The organism is Rahnella rivi (genome assembly GCF_019049655.1).
Taxonomy (GTDB): Bacteria; Pseudomonadota; Gammaproteobacteria; order Enterobacterales; family Enterobacteriaceae; genus Rahnella; species Rahnella rivi.
Map to the genome: position 1 here is coordinate 1 of NZ_JAFMOX010000016.1, position 589 is coordinate 589.

The window sequence follows — 589 nt, forward strand, 5'->3', positions numbered from 1 at the left end:
AGAAAAAGGCGCTAATCAGCGCCTTTCTTCATCAAAGTGGGGAGTTTTCATTAATCTCCTGAATTTTCCACACCGGGTTGCTTTTGGAAAGAATCTCGTAAGTCGTGGACTCCCCCCATGTACCTTGGGTTACAAACTTGCCCAGTGTGATAAAATCGATAATCTTCCCGTCTTTATCCTTAAAATTTCGGTAATTGCTTATCAGGTAGCCATCAGCAGATTTCGTAGAAACCATGCGTCCATTATTATCAGGTTTCAAATCCGGTTCTTTCTGTCGTATAGTTTTATTTTGGTAAAGTGATTTAACTTTAGCGACTTCTTCATTGCTAATCGCAATTGCAGCGTACGCAGGGAAATGATCTACTATTTCTTTCAGAGTCGGTGCTTGCGAAGCCGGTTTAATTTCGGTTAATCCATGATCTTTGGCGTAGGTCGTGAGATAGCAATTAGTCAATGAGCCTCTGGCCATATCAGTAAAGCGGTCGGGCAAATTCGGCAAGTCGGTCACCGTCTTACCCGCACGGCGAAGCGCGATAAAATCTTCGCAGGTATTTACCTCTTTCAAAGAATTATCACTTAATTTCAGCGA

At 42.6% G+C, this 589-nt stretch carries 1 protein-coding gene; it reads right to left on the minus strand.

What is annotated here, in order from left to right:
• Positions 1 to 31 precede the first annotated feature (31 nt).
• The coding region (locus J1779_RS00085) for a hypothetical protein (protein ID WP_217202532.1) at positions 32 to 589 on the minus strand (558 nt) is incomplete at its 5' end.